This is a genomic window from Virgibacillus sp. FSP13, from assembly GCF_054048505.1.
On the sequence record NZ_JBSVKG010000023.1, the window covers coordinates 1 to 18,232 of the forward strand.

Annotated in this window: 16 protein-coding genes; 14 read left to right on the forward strand and 2 right to left on the reverse strand. The window is 37.8% G+C overall.

The genetic code is table 11. The features are described 5' to 3' along the window. Nucleotides 1-65 precede the first annotated feature (65 nt). The 7 genes from ACW2QC_RS16025 to yajC all read left to right on the forward strand — a co-directional run bounded on the left by ACW2QC_RS16025 (nt 66) and on the right by yajC (nt 5,226). Nucleotides 66-797: a YebC/PmpR family DNA-binding transcriptional regulator gene (locus tag ACW2QC_RS16025; protein ID WP_457544952.1), complete on the forward strand. Its 732-nt coding sequence runs from the start codon at nt 66-68 to the stop codon at nt 795-797. A gap of 120 nt (nt 798-917) precedes the next feature. Continuing rightward, entirely contained in the window at nt 918-1,526 is a 609-nt protein-coding gene (ruvA, locus tag ACW2QC_RS16030) for a Holliday junction branch migration protein RuvA (protein ID WP_457544953.1), read from the forward strand. A gap of 12 nt (nt 1,527-1,538) precedes the next feature. Continuing rightward, nucleotides 1,539-2,543, forward strand: coding sequence for a Holliday junction branch migration DNA helicase RuvB (ruvB, locus tag ACW2QC_RS16035; RefSeq protein WP_457544954.1), 1,005 nt, complete (start codon nt 1,539-1,541; stop codon nt 2,541-2,543). Continuing rightward, entirely contained in the window at nt 2,540-2,737 is a 198-nt protein-coding gene (locus tag ACW2QC_RS16040) for a DUF2905 domain-containing protein (protein WP_457544955.1), read from the forward strand. The genes ruvB and ACW2QC_RS16040 overlap by 4 nt, the downstream gene beginning before the upstream one ends. A gap of 21 nt (nt 2,738-2,758) precedes the next feature. After that, nucleotides 2,759-3,787, forward strand: a complete 1,029-nt coding sequence (gene queA, locus ACW2QC_RS16045; protein WP_457544956.1) for a tRNA preQ1(34) S-adenosylmethionine ribosyltransferase-isomerase QueA — start codon at nt 2,759-2,761, stop codon at nt 3,785-3,787. Nucleotides 3,788-3,804: 17 nt separating this feature from the next. Further along, the gene (gene tgt, locus ACW2QC_RS16050) at nt 3,805-4,944 is read left to right on the forward strand and encodes a tRNA guanosine(34) transglycosylase Tgt (RefSeq protein ID WP_457545011.1); all 1,140 of its coding nucleotides are present in this window, start codon (nt 3,805-3,807) and stop codon (nt 4,942-4,944) included. A gap of 24 nt (nt 4,945-4,968) precedes the next feature. Beyond that, nucleotides 4,969-5,226 carry a preprotein translocase subunit YajC gene (gene yajC, locus ACW2QC_RS16055; RefSeq protein ID WP_457545012.1) on the forward strand — a complete coding sequence of 86 codons (258 nt, stop codon included), beginning with the start codon at nt 4,969-4,971 and terminating at the stop codon, nt 5,224-5,226. Nucleotides 5,227-5,382: 156 nt separating this feature from the next. Here yajC and ACW2QC_RS16060 read toward each other — a convergent pair whose 3' ends face one another. Next, nucleotides 5,383-5,763 (reverse strand): TIGR04086 family membrane protein, encoded by a 381-nt coding sequence (locus tag ACW2QC_RS16060; RefSeq protein WP_457544957.1) that lies wholly within the window; start codon nt 5,761-5,763, stop codon nt 5,383-5,385. A gap of 173 nt (nt 5,764-5,936) precedes the next feature. Here ACW2QC_RS16060 and ACW2QC_RS16065 point away from each other — a divergent pair, with 173 nt between their 5' ends. Next, nucleotides 5,937-7,238, forward strand: a complete 1,302-nt coding sequence (locus ACW2QC_RS16065) for an ArsB/NhaD family transporter (protein ID WP_457544958.1) — start codon at nt 5,937-5,939, stop codon at nt 7,236-7,238. Nucleotides 7,239-8,012: 774 nt separating this feature from the next. On the opposite strand, the gene spoVB is transcribed toward ACW2QC_RS16065, so the two are convergent. Beyond that, on the reverse strand, nt 8,013-9,557 hold the full coding sequence (gene spoVB / locus ACW2QC_RS16070) for a stage V sporulation protein B (RefSeq protein WP_457544959.1): 1,545 nt from the start codon (nt 9,555-9,557) through the stop codon (nt 8,013-8,015). A gap of 122 nt (nt 9,558-9,679) precedes the next feature. Here spoVB and ACW2QC_RS16075 point away from each other — a divergent pair, with 122 nt between their 5' ends. The 6 genes from ACW2QC_RS16075 to ACW2QC_RS16100 all read left to right on the forward strand — a co-directional run bounded on the left by ACW2QC_RS16075 (nt 9,680) and on the right by ACW2QC_RS16100 (nt 18,188). Next, nucleotides 9,680-9,982 (forward strand): post-transcriptional regulator, encoded by a 303-nt coding sequence (locus ACW2QC_RS16075; RefSeq protein WP_457544960.1) that lies wholly within the window; start codon nt 9,680-9,682, stop codon nt 9,980-9,982. Between the two features lie 44 nt (nt 9,983-10,026). Continuing rightward, on the forward strand, nt 10,027-12,294 hold the full coding sequence (gene secDF, locus ACW2QC_RS16080) for a protein translocase subunit SecDF (protein WP_457544961.1): 2,268 nt from the start codon (nt 10,027-10,029) through the stop codon (nt 12,292-12,294). 86 nt (nt 12,295-12,380) lie between these two features. Further along, entirely contained in the window at nt 12,381-12,725 is a 345-nt protein-coding gene (locus ACW2QC_RS16085) for a LapA family protein (RefSeq protein WP_457544962.1), read from the forward strand. A 58-nt stretch (nt 12,726-12,783) separates the two neighbouring features. Continuing rightward, the gene (gene recJ, locus ACW2QC_RS16090) at nt 12,784-15,108 is read left to right on the forward strand and encodes a single-stranded-DNA-specific exonuclease RecJ (protein ID WP_457544963.1); all 2,325 of its coding nucleotides are present in this window, start codon (nt 12,784-12,786) and stop codon (nt 15,106-15,108) included. Further along, the gene (locus tag ACW2QC_RS16095) at nt 15,098-15,610 is read left to right on the forward strand and encodes an adenine phosphoribosyltransferase (RefSeq protein ID WP_457544964.1); all 513 of its coding nucleotides are present in this window, start codon (nt 15,098-15,100) and stop codon (nt 15,608-15,610) included. The genes recJ and ACW2QC_RS16095 overlap by 11 nt, the downstream gene beginning before the upstream one ends. Before the next feature lie 376 nt (nt 15,611-15,986). Continuing rightward, the gene (locus tag ACW2QC_RS16100) at nt 15,987-18,188 is read left to right on the forward strand and encodes a RelA/SpoT family protein (protein ID WP_457544965.1); all 2,202 of its coding nucleotides are present in this window, start codon (nt 15,987-15,989) and stop codon (nt 18,186-18,188) included. Nucleotides 18,189-18,232 lie beyond the last annotated feature (44 nt).

Sequence of the window (18,232 nt, forward strand, 5' to 3'; positions counted from 1 at the left end):
GACTTTATAAATAGTTCGATTTTTGATATAGTAAAAAAGGAAATTTCTAGAGAGGAGAATGTCCTATGGCTGGTCATTCTAAGTGGAAAAATATACAACGAAGAAAAAATGCTCAGGATGCGAAAAAGGGAAAAATTTTCATGCGCCATGCGAAAGATATTTATTTGGCTGCAAAAGCAGGTGGTGGGGATCCAACTACAAATGCTACACTACGCTTGACAATAGATAAAGCAAAGGCAGACAATATGCCGAATGATAATATTGATCGCGCCATTAAAAAGGCAACCGGAACGCTTGATGGTGCCAACTATGAGGAAATTACGTATGAAGGTTATGGTCCTGGTGGAGTAGCAGTTATTGTAAACATTTTAACAGATAACAAAAATAGAACCGCAGCAGAAGTTCGTCATGCCTTTAAGAAAAACGGTGGTAATCTTGGTGAGAATGGAAGTGTATCTTTCATGTTCGATCGTAAGGGTTACATTGTAATCGAAAATGAAGATGGATCGATCGATGAAGACGCCATTACCTTAGAAGCAATTGAAGCAGGTGCTGATGATATTGTTGTTGAAGAGGGTGCATATGAAATATACACTACACCTGAAAATTATGATGCTGTTTGTGATTACCTGCGCAATAATGACTATGAATTAGCAGATGCAGAGATTACACTATTTCCACAAACGTATAATACACTACCCGAAGAAGATCAAGAGAAAATGATGAATTTAATAGATGCTTTAGAGGATAATGAGGACGTTCAGGACATACATCATAACTTGGAAGAAACAGATTAATGTTTTATAGAACAACGCAAATTAAAAACACCAATTATAAGAAACAAATTGGTGTTTTTTAATTTGCATTAGGTATAGATGTGTTAGAATAGTGTAAGGACTGTAAAAGGAGAAGGTCGCATGATTGCATATATAAAAGGTATTGTTACATATATACATGATGATTCTGTTATAATGGATGTTCAAGGGGTTGGGTACGAAATAATGTGTGCCAATCCTTTTGTATTTCAGACATTACTAAATCAGGAAACACTTATCTATACCTACCATCACGTTCGTGAGGATGCACAAGTATTATATGGATTTAAACACCAAGATGAGAAAGCACTTTTTACGAAGTTACTGCAAGTGTCTGGCATCGGACCTAAAGGAGCGTTAGCAATTTTGGGATCCGTTAATGTTGGGGATTTTATTGCAGCGGTCGAACGTGAGGATGACAAATTTTTAACTAGCTTTCCTGGAATCGGTAAAAAAACAGCAAGACAGGTAATATTAGATCTAAAAGGAAAATTAACAACGATGCTTTCGCTGGAAGCACAGCCGGAAATCACAGAAACGAGTAAAACAGCCTCAAACAATCAAGAGATGCAAGAGGCGCAAGAAGCATTAAAAACATTAGGATATTCTGATCGGGAAATAAAAGCGATAATGCCAAAATTACAAAATGAAGCGATTGAGAATACCGATGAAATCATTCGTAAAGCATTAGGATTATTGGTGAAAAACTAGGGGGATTATAGGATGGATGAGCGCATGGTTACAGGTGAATTACAAGCAGAAGATTCGACTGTTGAGCTTAGTCTTCGCCCCACAACTTTAAATCAATATATTGGTCAACAAAAAGTAAAAGACAATCTGAGAATTTTCATTCAAGCGGCAAAAATGCGAGAAGAGCCACTTGATCATGTTTTACTATACGGTCCACCAGGGTTGGGAAAAACAACGCTTGCAGCAATTATCGCGAATGAAATGGGTGTTCAATTTCGCTCTACTTCAGGCCCGGCAATCGAACGGGCCGGTGATCTTGCGGCAATCCTTTCTTCGTTAGAGCCTGGTGATGTGTTGTTTATCGATGAGGTCCATCGCTTGCCGAGATCAGTAGAAGAAGTGCTATACGCTGCGATGGAGGACTTTTTTATTGATATCGTCATTGGCACAGGACCAAGTGCGAGGTCTGTTCGCATTGACTTACCGCCATTCACATTAGTTGGAGCAACAACAAGGGCAGGTCTTTTATCCGCGCCATTACGCGATCGATTTGGAGTCCTAAGCCGCTTGGAATATTATGATACAGACGCTTTATGTTCCATTGTCGAACGTACTGCAGAGATATTTCAAACAACCATTACGAATGATGCGGCTGTAGAAGTGGCTAGACGATCAAGGGGAACACCACGTATTGCCAATCGATTGCTAAAACGAATTCGTGATATTTCTCAAGTTAAAGGTGAAGTAGCGATTAGTCTGGAGACAACGCAACTTGCTCTACAAATGTTACAGGTAGATGATGCAGGGTTAGACCATATTGATCATAAACTGTTAAAAGGTATTATTGAAGGATTTCAAGGTGGTCCGGTTGGGTTGGATACAATTGCAGCAACAATCGGTGAAGAGTCTCAGACAATTGAAGATGTATATGAACCATATTTACTACAAATTGGTTTTATTCAACGTACACCAAGAGGTAGGATCGTAACACAGAAGGCCTATCAGCATTTTGGCTTGAAAGGGAAAGAAATGGAATGAGTATTGGCAAACTCTTCATTGTTTTGGGGATCGCATTTGTTATTATTGGCATAATTTGGACATTTATCGGAAGACTACCTGGAGATATTAGCTTCAAAAAAGGGAACTTCTCATTTCATTTTCCAATTATGACATCGATTGTGGTCAGTATAATTTTATCATTAATTTTTTATGTGCTAGGAAAATTTCGTTAACGTATAGTAAGGAGACACATCATGAATATAGAAGATTTTGATTTTGACTTACCAGAGGAATTAATTGCGCAAACACCGTTAAAAGACCGGACAGCCTCACGATTATTAGTATTGGATCGTGACAAGAATAAGATAGACCATAAACATTTTCTCGATATAAAACAGTATCTAAATAAAGGTGACTGTTTGGTATTAAATGATACACGGGTACTACCTGCCAGATTGTATGGCATCAAAGAGGACACTGGAGCAAAGATTGAAATATTGCTTTTGCATCAGCAGGAAGAAGACAATTGGGAAGTACTTGCAAAACCAGCCAAAAAAATTAAAATTGGCACAGAGCTTATTTTTGGTGATGGTAAGCTGAAGGCAACGTGTAAGGATATATTGGACCATGGCGGACGGATTCTTGAATTTCACTATGAAGGGATCTTTTATGAAGTTTTAGACGAATTAGGTGAAATGCCATTACCACCGTATATTAAAGAACAATTACCAGAAAAAGAACGTTATCAAACGGTGTATGCGAAGGAAGAAGGATCTGCAGCGGCTCCTACAGCAGGTTTGCATTTTACCAATGATCTATTGGATGAAATACGTGCTATGGGTGTAACCATTGCGTTTATAACGTTGCATGTTGGATTAGGCACATTCCGCCCTGTGAGTGTAGACAATATTGATGATCATAAAATGCATTCCGAATTTTATCATATGACAAAGGAAACTGCAGAGACGCTTACAAATATCCGGAAGAATAATGGTAGAATCATTTCGGTTGGCACGACATCAACGCGTACTCTTGAGACAATTGTTCGTGATAATAATGGAGAGTTCGTTGAGGCCAGTGGCTGGACAGATATTTTTATTTATCCACCTTATACGTTTCAGGCTATTGATGGCTTAATTACGAATTTTCACTTACCAAAGTCCACTTTAATTATGATGGTAAGTGCTTTGGCAGACCGAGAAACGATTTTACGGGCATACAATGAAGCTGTGAAAGAACGGTATCGCTTTTTTAGTTTTGGTGATGCGATGCTAATCATATAGAAGAGGAACGAATGAAAATGCAACCAATAACATATGAATTAATTAAAACATGTAAACAAACGGGTGCAAGACTCGGAAAGGTGCATACACCACATGGTTCGTTTGATACGCCAACGTTTATGCCTGTTGGTACACTTGCAACGGTAAAAACGATGAGCCCAGAAGAACTTACGGAGATGAATGCTAAGATTATTCTATCCAACACGTACCATTTGTGGTTACGTCCCGGTGAGGATATCATTCAAGAAGCTGGTGGATTACATAAATTTATGAACTGGGATGGGGCAATTTTAACTGATTCGGGTGGATTCCAAGTATTTAGTTTAAGTGATATGCGTAAAATTAAAGAAGAAGGGGTTCATTTTCGTAATCATTTAAATGGGGAAAAATTGTTTTTGTCACCAGAAAAATCGATGCAGATTCAAAATGCCCTTGGTTCAGATATTATGATGGCGTTCGATGAGTGTCCACCATACCCGGCAACCTATGACTACATGAAAACATCTGTTGAGCGAACATCACGCTGGGCAGAACGTTGTCTCCAAGCACACGGACGTAAAAATGAACAGGGCTTATTTGGAATTATCCAAGGTGGCGAATATGAGGATCTGAGAAAACAAAGTGCACAGGATTTAACATCATTGGATTTTCCTGGGTACGCGATTGGTGGCTTATCTGTTGGAGAGCCAAAAGAGATTATGAATCGGATGTTGGAATTTACTACACCACTTTTGCCAAGCGATAAGCCAAGGTATTTGATGGGGGTAGGGTCACCGGATTCTTTAATTGATGGCGCAATCCGCGGTGTTGACATGTTTGATTGTGTTCTACCAACACGAATTGCTCGAAATGGGACGTGCATGACATCTAACGGAAGACTTGTGGTAAGAAACGCTAAGTACGCGCGTGACTTTAGTCCAATCGATGAAAAATGTGACTGTCATGTATGTAAAAATTATTCACGTGCATACATCCGTCACTTAATTAAATGCAATGAAACATTTGGATTTAGGCTAACTACTTACCATAATTTATATTTTCTGTTAAACTTAATGGAGCAAGTACGAACAGCGATAAGCGAGGATCGACTTGGCGATTTTAAGGAAGCATTCTTTGAACAATATGGTTTTAATCAACCGAATGCAAAAAACTTTTAAGGAAAGGGGGAATTCATAGTGGACATGCTTATTCAATTATCACCAATCATTTTAATGTTTGTTATTTTCTATTTCTTGCTCATTCGTCCGCAACAAAAACGACAAAAGCAAGTTAGGCAAATGCAATCAGATTTGAAAAAGGGAGATAATGTTGTGACAATTGGTGGATTTCATGGCTCGATACACCAAATTGATGAAAACATCATTGTTGTGGAATCAGGTGACGGTACAAAGCTGACATTTGACCGCTCAGCGATTCGTGAAGTGAAAACAACTAGTTAAATTATATGTATAAATAGTGTCAGAGGATAAGCAATAGACTGATTGCTTTCTGTCTGTTGCTTAAACCACCTGTGGTAGATAGACAATTTCACTTATACATAGAAACGAAAAAAGCGCAGGCGAATTACGCTGCGCTTTTTTCGTTTCTATCATTCATCATTTTTTATCAGCGACAAAAATATTTACACCAATTACCCCTCCGACAAGTGCTGCTGCTACAAAGCCTGCATGATGTAAGGACTGTTCTAATGAGAATGTTTGCTGATAGCCTAAATATTGGACTAAAAATGTAAAAAGTGTAAATCCTAAGCCGGTTACAGCACCGATAACCCAGCCTTTTTTCTTTCCTTTAACTCCAGCGACGATCCCACCAATAAATAAAGCGATTAATCCAACTGCAAGCGATACCCATGACAATGTTGTTTCGTCCATACTAGTAAACCGAAGCAACAATCCTAACACAAAACTAGTTAGAAGGATTAGACCGAGTATTACGATCCAGCCATACAATAAAGCTATAAATTGCTGTTTTTTCATGATATTCTCTCCTCCCCCCTGATTGTCCAGTCATTGTCATTTTATTCACATGATTTAAAAATAGACGGAAAATATTTTTCTTTTCCCTGCATATATTCTTAGGAGAGGATATTTAAAAGTCACTTTTATCATATACTCTACTAGGATAAATGCTGGTTTGGGGGATGGTGTATATGGATGTTGTACTTGCTTCCATAATTTTTATTGTTAGTTATGCTTTCATTATGACAGAGAAAATCAATCGGGCTGTAATAGCCTTATTTGGTGGTGTATTGCTGTTAGTAAGTGGAATATATTCAGCTGACGATGTCTTTATGAATTATATTGATTGGAATACAATCGCTTTATTGTTCTCCATGATGGTACTTATTTCGATAACAGAGAAAACTGGATTATTTTCATTCATTGCCATTCGTTTTGCTCAACGGATACGAGGTAAACCTATTCCGTTGTTAGTTGGAGCGAGTATTTTAACGGCGATAGGCTCAGCTTTACTGGATAATGTTACAACGGTGTTAATTTTTGTACCGATTATTTTAAAAATAACAAAATTATTAAACCTTCCATCATTCCCATATTTATTGGCAATCATCTTTAGCTCGAATATAGGTGGGGCTGCAACCCTTATTGGAGATCCGCCAAATATTATGATCGGTCAAGCTGTTGATCATCTAACCTTTTTATCTTTTATAACTCATTTGGCACCACTAACTTTGATTGTGTTTTCGGTTATGTTAGCATCCATCGTTTTATTATTCCGTAGAACTTTACAAGTGGATAACATAAATGAATCAAAACTTGAAAATATTGATGCCACTGCTCAGTTAATCAAAACGCCCATGTTATATAAGTCGATTATTGTACTAGGGCTGACGATAATAGGTTTTTTAATGCAATCGCTACTACACATTGAATTAACAGCGATTGCGTTATCTGGGGCACTTTTGTTATTACTCTTAACAGAGAAGGAAATAGCTACCGAACAAGTATTTGAAAGAGTAGAATGGGTTACACTGTTCTTTTTCATTGGACTTTTCGCCCTTGTTGGCGGATTGCAGGAGGTTGGGATAATTGATGAACTGGCAAGAGCAATTATCTTGACCACGGATGGAGATTTTTCAAAAACAGCCATTTTCGTTTTGTGGGCTGCTGGATTGTTTTCTGGAATTGTTGATAATATTCCATTTGTTGCTGCAATGATTCCAGTTGTCCAAGAGTTTGAAAGTTATGGTCTTGTTTATTTGGATCCAATATGGTGGTCACTTGCTTTAGGAGCTTGTTTGGGTGGGAATGCAACATTAGTTGGTGCATCTGCAAATGTTGTAGTAGCAGGTCTAGCAGAAGGGGCAAATGAAAAAGTCCCATTTATCCGTTTTATGCTTTATGGTATCCCTTTTGTGTTATTCTCACTTATCATTTCATCGATTTACATCTATATACGCTATCTAATTCCATATTCGGGACAAGCCTTTTGAAAAACTTGACTGGTGATCACTTTAGAAAAGGCTTTGATCGTATGGATTGTTGCTATTCCGGAATCATAGTTACCGCAGGACAAGGGATGTTTCGGCATCGTTAGCATTGCACACAGAAAATGGATCTGTATTTTCAAGGAATCTACGTGTATTACAACTGCTCACAGCATTTAACAGTTTCTTAAGCACCTAAAGCAACAATCTATTATAAAGCGCTTTCCGCGGGCACGGCTTCAGCCGCCTCGCGGAAAAAACACCGCTGCGGGGTCTTCAGACACGTGCTGTTCCCGCAGGAGTCTACGTATTCTGCCTACGCTGTTAGAGTCTTTCTGATTATCAAATGGATATAATCCCATAAAATCAACGTATCGAGGAGTTCTTATCACTTGAACAGAAAGCTATTCCAAGCTGCGGAAAAATGCGAGACTCCTCGAAAATGAAAAACACATTTTCTTCGTGCGGTGAAGATTCAAGGATGTCTTTTCAAGTCCTATGGAAAAAGGAACAGTCTGAAGACACCAAAGGAAGTGGTTTTCTTCCGAGGAGGCTGAAGCGTTCCCCATGGAAAGCGAGTATTTTTCCGCAGCGCTGGATTAGCACTCATCTTATATAGAAGGGGGGGAAGTCACGCTAAAGTTACGTCGCATTTTCTATCAACTACGAAATTTAAAGAGCAACAAACAATACGAATAGCACCTTTATAAAACAGTCCCTGAGAATGATCCCATCAAATAACCTGCCGTATTGGTTTAAACCACCACGGCAGGTTATTTTTTAAATCCATTTTTGTAGAATAGGAATTTGCTTTAATTCTGCTTTTGTGATGAATCTTAATCCAAATAATAGTATGATGTAAATACCTGTTAAGATAGCTAAGATGGTAATAAAGACAAAGATGTTTGTGTCCATTAAACCATATATGTTTTTTAAGAAGTTTCCAATGAACCAGGTAATGACTAATAAGAGGATCATTTTTGTAATGTCTTTCAATGGAATTGAGTAACGTATTTCTTTGTGCAGTGCCGCAAGATGCAGCAATGTTACCAATACAACACTGGCAGACATTGCAATTGCTGCCCCCATGATACCAAACTTTGGATTTGATGCTAGCAAAATAAGTACGGTAAATTTACATAGTGCACCAATCAAGCTATTCCACATAGCTGGTTTTGCTAAATCCAGTGCCTGTAATGCAGATTGCAGTGGGGCCTGAATGTAAAGCAACAGGTAAAAGGGGGCCATAAGCACTAGGAATTTGCTTGCATTTCCTGTTCCATACATATATGTTAAAATCGGAACTGAAAAAAGTGTCAGGACAATCGTTGCAATCGCTCCCGAAGCGAATGAGATACGAATGGATTGATGGATCCGGTAGTGGATTAACTGGTTATGTTTATTTGCTTCTGCTTCAGATATAGATGGAACTAAAGCAATTGATAGGGATTGCGTAATAAAAGTTGGTAAAAATAAGAGTGGTAGAGCGAATCCCGTTAGTTCTCCATATTGCTTTGTAGCTAAACTGCTTGAAATACCGGCGATTGCCAGGCTTTGAGCAACTAATATTGGTTCCAAAAAGTTAGAAAATGAACTTATTAATCGACTGCCTGTACTTGGTAGGGCAATAGAAAACAATTCTTTTAATGTATCCTTACTTGATTTTAAATAGTTGAAAAATCGATAGCGGATCGTTATATTTTTTTTATGTTTAAAAATTTGAATCATAACGAGCAAGGAGATGAATTCGCCCAGAATCACACTAAACATTGCACCTGCAGCAGCATACTCAACACCATACGGGAGTAATAGTTTAACGAATAAAGCAACACTGGTGATCCGTACTACTTGCTCGATTACGAGGGTATAACTTTGTGGCTTCATATTTTGTTTACCCTGAAAATACCCTCTCAGAATCGATGAAATTGCAGTAATGGGAATAATTGGACTTATGGCTATTAATGGTAATAATGTACGCTCATCAGTTAATGATGCAATAAATGGTGCTGCTATAATCATTCCAATCGTGAAAAAAATACTGGATATTGCGGTAACAATTAAAGAGACAACAAGAATCTTTTTAACTTTTACCCGGTCATTTCGCGCTTCCGCTTCCGCAACTCGTTTGGATATGGCCACTGGCAAACCTAGTTGTGTTAATGTCATAATGAGAAATAGTGTTGGCAGTGCCATCATATAAAGACCAACACCTTCTTCGCCCATGAAACGGGCGAGTACCATTCGGTTAATAAAACCTAAAAAACGGGAAATCATGCCTGCAGCAATTAATATTAGTGTACCTTGTAGAAATGTTTGTTTGGTCATTTCGTACGACCTGCCTTCTCAAAAAATAAAATTTCGTATACAATGATATATATGCAATTCAGTTGGCCAAGCATGACAAGAAACAGAATTTAAACTTCTGCGTGCTAACAGGGGGGAAGAACTTGGAGATTGTGCGGAATGTTGATGATTGGAAAACGCTTTTGAAACCTGCTTTAGATAGTAAAACAAGTGAATTGAAATTATTGGGGTATTCACAGGCAACAAATGACGACATTTGGAATTGTTTAGTGCAAAAAGTTTGGAAAGGTAATCCGTCAAAACGTTTATATGAAGTAACGCAGGATATTTTTCATCTTGCATCAAATGTATACATGAGTTATTTAACGGTGAGTGCCTACCAAGATGATGATTTAATAGCGTCTATTGCTGCATTGACCGGGGATAAGCAGTCAATAGATGAGTAACAATTTACATAATGTTTAAGTGGAAAAAGGGAGGCATTTGGTAGATGAAAAACAGAGGCAAAATCGTTGCCTTTTTCTTGATTGTATTATTGTTCGCAGGAACGATCGGGACAACGATAACTGGAATTACAAAAGACATAAATTTAGGATTGGATCTTCAAGGGGGATTCGAAGTTTTATATGATGTTGAACCCGTTAACGAAGATCAAGAGGTCAATCGCGAGTTACTTGAGGCAACTGTACGTACGTTAAATGAACGTGTCAATCGACTTGGTATTAGTGAAGCTAACATTGACATTGAAGATCCTAATCGAATCCGTGTACAGCTTGCCGGTGTTAAAGACCAAAATGAAGCGAGAGAAATGTTATCCACATCCGCTCGCCTTTCTTTTCGCGACGTAAATGATAATGAATTACTCAATGGGGCAGATGTTAAGGAAGGAAGTGCTAAGCAAGACTTTCATCCAGACACAAAACAACCTATTGTCACGTTATCATTAAAAGATGCGTCTAAATTCGGGGAAGTAACAAGTAAAATTAAACAAATGCAAGACCCTGAAACTCCATATCAAGATAACTTGCTTGTTATTTGGATGGATTACCAAAAAGGGGATTCATTTGCTGAGGAAACGAAAAAAGAAGAACCAAAATATATTTCCTCACCTGCAGTTTCAAAGACACTGAATACGTCAGACGTTATGATAGAGGGTAATTTTACAGTCGAATCGGCACAACGGTTAGCGGATATTATCAACTCAGGTTCACTACCTGTTAATTTAACAGAAAAATACTCCACATCTGTTGGTGCACAATTTGGGGAACAAGCATTAAATAAAACGGTGTTTGCTGGGATAGTTGGTGTAAGCATTATCTTTTTATTTATTATTGCTGTTTACCGTTTTCCAGGATTTATTGCTGCCATCAATTTAAGTATTTATATTTACTTAATACTACTGTTTTTTGAATTGATGAATGGTGTGCTGACATTACCAGGAATTGCTGCCTTGATACTTGGTGTTGGTATGGCTGTTGATGCGAACGTTATTACATTTGAGAGAATTAAAGAAGAATTACGAGAAGGTAAATCACTACAGGCGGCATTTAAGGCAGGTACAAGCAATTCACTACGAGCGATCGTCGATGCCAATATCACAACAATATTAGCTGCTGCTGTGTTATTTATTTTCGGTACAAGCTCAATAAAAGGGTTTGCGACCATGTTGATCCTTAGTATCGTGGTCAGCTTTTTAACAGCGGTTTATGGATCTCGATTATTATTACAATTATGGATAAAAACCAAATTCCTGAAAAACAGACCAGGCTGGTTTGGTGTGAAGAAACGTGACATTAAAGATATTAAGGACCCAACAGAAGTAGAACCTAAAGTCTTTAATCGTGAAGTCAATATAGTAGGGCATCGAAAAAAATTCTTTGTCGCCTCTTCTATAATGGTTCTTTTAGGGATTGTTTCATTTTTGATTTTCCAGTTGAATCCTGGGATCGATTTTACACATGGATCACGTGTTCAAATCATGGCCGATCATAGTTTGACAACAGAAGAAGTAGAGAAAAGTTTAGAAGAGTTGGATTTAAAAGAGGAAGTTGTTCTTTCTGGTGATAACCAAAATGTTGCTGTTGTACGTTATGATGAGGTCATAAATAAGGATAAAATTGCTGAACTTAAATCGTATTTCAACGATAAATATGGTATTGAGCCAAGTGTAAGTGTTGTATCGCCAATTGTCGGGCAGGAATTGGTTAAAAACGCGTTGTATGCACTCGGAATTGCCTCCATCGGGATGATTATTTATGTAGCATTTCGTTTTGAGTTTTTCTTTGCTATTACAGCGATTATTGCGTTAATCCATGATGCATTTTTCGTTTTAGCCATCTTTAGTTTTACTAGAATCGAGTTTGATGTGACAATCGTTGCCGCAATACTCACCATTATCGGTTATTCGATAAATGATACGATTGTAACCTTTGACCGAATTAGGGAAAACTTACAGAAGAAAAAACGAGTCAAGTCTTTTAAAGAACTTGCTAAAGTTGTGAATAGGAGCTTGGTACAAACATTAACACGCAGCATTAATACAACGGTGACAACGCTCATTGCCGTTTTAGCATTCTTATTCTTAGGTGCAGAATCGATAACTGGTTTTGCTATTGCCTTAACGGTAGGGCTTATAGCGGGAACATATTCATCATTATTTCTTGCTTCCCAGCTATGGTTAGTTTGGCGCGGGAAAATGATTAAGAAAAAACCAGTTGAATTTGCTAAGAAAAAACGGACGGAAGGACCACAAGTTTAAATAAGAAAACCCTTGTTACAAGTTTGTAGCAAGGGTTTGTTTTCTAAATATCGGGGAAATTTAAAATAGGGGAAAGGAGGCTGTTCATGCGAGGACAAACATATGTAATTCTGGCTATCATTTTTGTCATCGTTGTAGCTGTGTTCGCAGTGACCAACGTCGATGTGGTTGAAGTGAATTATTTGTTCTGGTCAGGTGAGGCACCACTTATTTTGGTTATTTTATTTTCTGTATTAATGGGAGGAATCATAACAGCAGCTGTTGGTGTAGTGAGAATGTTCCGTCTGCAACGTGAAATCCGTACATTAAAGGATCGTAATAAAAAAATGCATGATCTGTTAGTTAAAAACGGATTAGCAGATAAGTTGAAAAAGCAAACGCAAGAAAAAACAAAGCCTACTAAAAATGATGAAGGAAACCAAACAAAATAAATTCTAATTGCTACCCTTGACTTGATGTGTGTATAATAGATTAGTCAGGGGTGAATTTATGTTACAAAGTAAAGCAACATGGAAATTTACGACAATACAAGATGAGACAGTGCGATGGATGGACGATGCGATAACGTTGTCCCCTGTGATGCAAGAGCTTTTATTACAACGAGGAATAACAACAGCAAAGGCTGCAGCAGAATTTCTATCGCCCGATCTGACAAATTTACAAAATCCGGGTAGACTCGCATCGATTGATATAGCATCTGCACGTGTACATAAGGCAATTGAGCAAAACGAGAAAATCCTTGTTTATGGAGATTATGACGCTGATGGGGTAAGCTCAACTACAGTTTTGTTAACAGCATTGCAAGAATTAGGAGCTGACTGTGATTATTATATTCCCAATCGGTTTACTGAAGGATACGGACCGAATGAAGCAGCATTTAGACAAGCATATGCAGATGGGTTTCGATTAATTATTACCGTTGATAATGGTATTGCTGCTGTTCAAGAAGCTGAAGTCGCTAAAGAACTCGGCCTTGATTTGATTATTACCGATCACCATGAGCCGCAAGAACGATTACCTGATGCATTGGCAATTGTTCATCCCAAATGCTCACCAGACTATTTGTTTCAGGAACTTGCTGGAGTTGGGGTGGCGTTTAAGTTTGCCGAACATTTACTAGGTTATTTTCCTGAGAAATTATTAGATTTAGTGGCGATCGGTACCATTGCCGACTTGGTCCCGCTTGTTAGTGAGAATCGAATCCTAGCTTATTTTGGATTACAGAAACTGACAACCACTAATAGATATGGGCTAAGGGCGTTAAAAAAAATCTGTAAAATCGAAGGAAATGTTACCGAGGAAGATATTGGATTTCTGATCGGTCCACGACTGAATGCTGTCGGGCGATTGCAAGATGCTGATTTAGCTGTCCAATTATTGCTGACAGAAGACCAAGAAGAAGCGGAACAGTTAGCACAAATGGTCCAGCAATTGAACGAGGAGCGTAAACAGATTGTCGCCAATATCGTCAAAGAAGCGGAAAAAATGGTTCAACCTGAAAATGGGGTAATTATTGTTGCAAAAGAAGGTTGGAATGAGGGAGTCCTCGGCATTGTTGCCTCGAGACTAGTCCGAAAATATGATCGGCCGGCAATCGTATTAGCCATTAATTCAGATAAAACACAGGTAAAAGGGTCAGCTCGTAGTATCCCTAAATTCGATTTGTTTAAAAACTGTATGCAGGTCAGAAACCTATTTACCCATTTTGGTGGACATGCACAGGCTGCAGGGATGACGTTATCAATCGATAATGTACCATTGCTGCAAGATGAACTAAACAAATTAATCGAGCAACAACTTACTGAGGAAGACTTTAAACAAGAAATTCAAATTAGTAAAACACTCGGCGTTCCTGAAGTTAATGAAGCTTTAATTGATGAAATTAGGCAATTAGCACCGTTTGGGATGGCAAATCCAAAACCAATTTTTCATATTAAGCAAATTCCAACCGAGATTCGGCAACTTGGAAATAATAAGAAGCATCTTAAAATGCAATTCAAACAGGAAACCGCACAACTGGATGGTATTGGATTTGGATTAGGTGATTTATATACCCATATTTCAAAACAAACGCACGTATCACTTGTTGGCGAAATTGGGATTAATGAGTGGAATGGAATTCGAAAGCCGCAGATTGTTATCCAGGATCTCCGGATTGATGAATGGCAGTTATTTGATCATCGAGGAAAAAAACAGGTAGATATAGCACCTTTTATAACAGATTCCAGGGCAGACTTAGTCGTTTGTAGTCAGGATTCAGATCGTGTCCCACAGCAGGCATCCACTATTGATTATGAAACGGACCCTGCTGCTCTAGGTAAAGTTGAATCACTATTTTTATTTGAACTACCACCTCAGCTTGATCAATTACAGACTATTATTAAGAAAACTAACCCATCATGTATACATGCATGTTTCTATGTAGAGGATAGCACGTATATGCAAGTTTTTCCGACAAGAAATGATTTTAAATGGCTTTATGCACTAATCCGTACACGGAAAGTAATTGATTTGAATCAAGAAATGAATCTGTTAATGAATGCCAGAGGCTGGACGAAAGATCGAATACTCTTTATGTCTAACGTGTTTTTTGAATTGGGATTTGTTAAAATAGAGAACGGTGTTATACAATTAAATCCTAATCCTGTCAAACATGATTTACAAGATTCGGGATTATACCAGCAACGATTGAGACAAGCTGACATCGAGAAAGTACTATACTATTCGAATTATAAAGAACTAAAAGAGTGGTTTTCATCATGTAAAGAAGATGTGGAAGCACCCAAGGAGGAAGAGATTATCTATGGATTATAAAAACTATATTAAAATAGTTGAGGATTGGCCAAAAGAAGGAATTCAATTTAAAGATATTACCCCGTTAATGGACAATGGTAAGGCTTTTAAATCGGCAGTAGATGAAATAGTGGAGTTTGCGAAAGAAAAAGACATTGATATTATTGTTGGGCCTGAGGCAAGAGGCTTTATAATTGGCTGTCCGGTATCCTATGCACTTGAGATTGGGTTTGCACCTGTACGTAAGGAAGGTAAATTACCACGGGAAGTTATTAAAGTTGATTATGGTTTAGAATACGGTAAAAATATCCTGACAATTCATAAAGATGCAATCAAACCGGGACAACGTGTATTAATTACTGATGATTTACTTGCCACTGGTGGTACAATAGAGGCAACAATTAAACTAGTGGAAGAGCTTGGTGGTATTGTTGTGGGTTGTGCATTTTTAATTGAACTATCATATTTGAATGGCCGTGATAAACTTGATGGCTATGATGTATTAACGTTAATGCAATACTAAATAAAGCAACCCAAAAGAAATGTGAATAACGGGAATGTAGGTCTGGCGATAAATGTTTTTTCGTCAGACCTATTGTTACACCTTATGAGAAAATGCTCGCATGTCACCATAAGGTGCGTGAATTGTACTCGGGTAGCGGTGGCGTAAATAGCAACAATTTGCACGAAAAGAGCCCTAAGGAATAAAGTATTAAAAATCGGTTACGCAAAGGTTGTTAAAATGGAATGTATTTATATATAATAGAGAGATAATATTCAATTTACAGAGGTTGGTTTAGAAGTTAAATTTAGGCTAACCTTTTGAACATCTTCTACTAGACAAAAGTATTAAAACGGACTTATCATAGAATTCTAAAGCAACGAATAAAGGTGATTACATGGCAAAGGAAGCTATTATGACAATTGAAAATGTGATAGACAAGGCTAGCCTTTATCTTTCAGAAGAAGATACTGCTTTTGTTCGTCGCGCATATGAATTTGCAAATAAGGCTCATCATGATCAATTTCGAAAATCCGGTGAGCCATATATTATCCATCCGATTCAAGTTGCAGGTATTTTGGTAGAACTTGAGATGGATCCAGAGACGATCGCTGGGGGCTTTTTGCATGATGTTGTGGAAGATACGAACATTACGCTAGAACAAATTGAGTCAGAATTCAATCATGAAGTTGCTATGCTTGTTGATGGTGTAACGAAATTAGGTAAGATTAAATACAAATCAAAAGAAGCTATCCAAGCGGAAAACCATCGAAAAATGTTTGTAGCAATGGCAAAAGATATTCGAGTTATTTTAATTAAACTCGCTGATCGTTTGCATAATATGCGAACATTAAAGCATTTAAAACCTGAAAAGCAACGACGAATTTCCAACGAAACATTGGAAATTTTTGCTCCGCTAGCACACCGCCTTGGTATTTCAACAATTAAATGGGAATTAGAGGATACAGCATTACGTTATTTAAATCCGCAACAATATTACCGTATTGTTCAGCTTATGAAGCAAAAACGAGAGCAGCGTGAAACCTATATTAAAGATGTAATGGACGAGGTTAATGAACAGCTCAAAGATGTTAATATTAAAGCGGATATCTCCGGAAGACCAAAACATTTGTACAGTATATATAGGAAAATGGTTAAACAGAATAAACAATTTAATGAAATATACGATTTGTTAGCAGTAAGGATTATTGTAAATAGTATCAAGGATTGTTATGCGGTGTTGGGAATCATTCATACTTGCTGGAAACCAATGCCAGGTAGGTTTAAAGATTATATCGCCATGCCCAAACCTAATCTTTATCAATCCTTGCATACAACTGTTATTGGACCTAAAGGGGATCCACTTGAAGTTCAAATCCGTACCAAAGAAATGCACGAAATTGCCGAATATGGAATTGCTGCGCACTGGGCATACAAAGAAGGACGCCAATTAAATAAGGATAAAAAGTCATTTGAAGAGAAATTGACCTGGTTTAGAGAAATTCTTGAATGGCAGAATGAAACACATGATGCGGAAGAATTTATGGAATCGTTGAAAGTTGATTTATTTTCTGACATGGTTTATGTTTTTACCCCAAAGGGTGATGTGATTGAGTTGCCGTCCGGTTCTGTTCCGCTGGATTTTGCTTACAAAATTCACACTGAGATAGGAAACCAGACAATTGGTGCAAAAATCAATGGTAAAATGGAGCCGCTTGATTATAAACTAAAAAATGGTGATATTATTGAAATGATGACCTCGAAACATTCGTATGGTCCATCACAAGATTGGCTGAAAATTACCCAAACATCGCAGGCTAAGAATAAAATCAAACAGTTTTTTAAGAAACAACGGCGTGAAGAAAACATCGTTAAAGGGAAAGAATTAGTCGATAAAGAGATACGAGCATTGACGCTTGAACCAAAAGAAGTGTTGACGCAAGAAAATTTGCAGCGTGTTTTCGATAAATTCAATTTTATGAACGAGGATGACATGTATGCAGCTGTTGGCTATCAAGGAATAACCGCTGCATTAATCGCCACTCGTCTTTCTGATAAGATAAGACAGACGAAACAAAAGGAACAGGAGCTTTCCCAAACGCTTGAAGAAGTAAAAACGGAAGTGAAGGAAAAAAAGACCCATAAACGCGATTCAGGTGTAAAAGTCGAAGGTGTTGACAACCTATTAGTCCGGCTATCCAAATGTTGTAACCCTGTACCTGGCGATGCTATTGTTGGCTATATTACGAAAGGTCGAGGTGTCTCGGTGCATCGTGCTGACTGTCCGAATGTGCAAACAGAAGAAGCACAGCAACGGTATTTACATGTTCAATGGGAGAAAGATCAAACCGAGAAGAAACAATATCATGTTGATTTAGAAATCTCGGGGTATGACCGCAGAGGTTTGTTAAATGAGGTGCTACAGGCCGTTAATGAAACGAAAACAAATATTACCCAAGTAAATGGCCGATCAGACCGAAATAAAATGGCAATCATTAATATTACAATCCTTATTCATAATACAGGCCATTTACGGAAAATTGTCGAACGAATTAAGCAAATCAAAGATGTCTATACGGTGACACGAACATTGCAATAAAGTGAAACGCATGTAATCGGGATTTTCTTTTTCCCATTGTGCGT

What these genes read in the sequence shown, in the direction of transcription:
- ACW2QC_RS16025 (WP_457544952.1), top strand. Translation starts at nt 66, where the DNA reads ATGGCTGGTCATTCTAAGTGGAAAAATATACAACGAAGAAAAAATGCT.
- ruvA (WP_457544953.1), top strand. Translation starts at nt 918, where the DNA reads ATGATTGCATATATAAAAGGTATTGTTACATATATACATGATGATTCT.
- ruvB (WP_457544954.1), top strand. Translation starts at nt 1,539, where the DNA reads ATGGATGAGCGCATGGTTACAGGTGAATTACAAGCAGAAGATTCGACT.
- ACW2QC_RS16040 (WP_457544955.1), top strand. Translation starts at nt 2,540, where the DNA reads ATGAGTATTGGCAAACTCTTCATTGTTTTGGGGATCGCATTTGTTATT.
- queA (WP_457544956.1), top strand. Translation starts at nt 2,759, where the DNA reads ATGAATATAGAAGATTTTGATTTTGACTTACCAGAGGAATTAATTGCG.
- tgt (WP_457545011.1), top strand. Translation starts at nt 3,805, where the DNA reads ATGCAACCAATAACATATGAATTAATTAAAACATGTAAACAAACGGGT.
- yajC (WP_457545012.1), top strand. Translation starts at nt 4,969, where the DNA reads ATGCTTATTCAATTATCACCAATCATTTTAATGTTTGTTATTTTCTAT.
- ACW2QC_RS16060 (WP_457544957.1), bottom strand. Translation starts at nt 5,763, where the DNA reads ATGAAAAAACAGCAATTTATAGCTTTATTGTATGGCTGGATCGTAATA.
- ACW2QC_RS16065 (WP_457544958.1), top strand. Translation starts at nt 5,937, where the DNA reads ATGGATGTTGTACTTGCTTCCATAATTTTTATTGTTAGTTATGCTTTC.
- spoVB (WP_457544959.1), bottom strand. Translation starts at nt 9,557, where the DNA reads ATGACCAAACAAACATTTCTACAAGGTACACTAATATTAATTGCTGCA.
- secDF (WP_457544961.1), top strand. Translation starts at nt 10,027, where the DNA reads ATGAAAAACAGAGGCAAAATCGTTGCCTTTTTCTTGATTGTATTATTG.
- ACW2QC_RS16085 (WP_457544962.1), top strand. Translation starts at nt 12,381, where the DNA reads ATGCGAGGACAAACATATGTAATTCTGGCTATCATTTTTGTCATCGTT.
- recJ (WP_457544963.1), top strand. Translation starts at nt 12,784, where the DNA reads ATGTTACAAAGTAAAGCAACATGGAAATTTACGACAATACAAGATGAG.
- ACW2QC_RS16095 (WP_457544964.1), top strand. Translation starts at nt 15,098, where the DNA reads ATGGATTATAAAAACTATATTAAAATAGTTGAGGATTGGCCAAAAGAA.
- ACW2QC_RS16100 (WP_457544965.1), top strand. Translation starts at nt 15,987, where the DNA reads ATGGCAAAGGAAGCTATTATGACAATTGAAAATGTGATAGACAAGGCT.